General features: G+C 43.4%; 1 protein-coding gene. It reads left to right on the forward strand.

Annotation, left to right across the window (positions count from 1 at the left end; genetic code table 11):
• On the forward strand, positions 1 to 715 hold a 715-nt coding region (locus tag ACS8FC_RS17430; RefSeq protein WP_439297711.1), incomplete at both ends, for an MFS transporter.

Here is a 715-nt window from a genome sequence, read left to right on the forward strand (position 1 = left end):
GGTATGATTGTCGCTGGTGTTCTAACACAGCTATCACAATCACTGTACTGGATTAGCGCCACCGTATTGGTCGTTGCTGTGCTGGGTTATCTGGCAGCACGTTATATTCCTAACATGCCAGCCATGCAGCCTGATCTTAAGATTAACTGGAATATTATCACCACCAGCTTGTCTACGGTGCGCTATCTCTACTCTCTACCATTTTTGTTTTTTGTCATTCTTGGCAACAGCTGGTTTTGGTTTTATGGGGCGACGTTTTTGACCCAAGTGCCAGAGTTCAGCAAAGTCATTTTGTACGGTGATGAGTCGGTGGTGATTTTTCTATTGACGCTGTTTTCGGTAGGCGTGTCGATAGGCTCACTATTATGCAAATCATTGACCAAAAACCAAGTAAGCCTGCGCCTATTGCCTTTTGGTATTGCTGGATTGAGTATCTTTGCTATTGATTTGTACTTTTCACTTTCAAGCCTAAACATAAATGTGAATAATGATACATTGCTTGGCATCAGTGATTTATTTGGTGTCAGTGGGAGTTGGCGCGTCTTTGCTGATTTGTTCTTATTGGGATTCAGTGGCGGTCTATATATTGTGCCTTTATATGCCTCAATGCAGGCCTATGCGCCAAAGAGCCATCGCGCGCGTATCGTGGGTGCCAACAACATATTCAATGCGATATTTATGGTCACGTCAGCGATTTTTGCGATTGTCATCTTAA

The sequence above is a fragment of the Psychrobacter sp. 1Y4 genome (assembly GCF_051847555.1).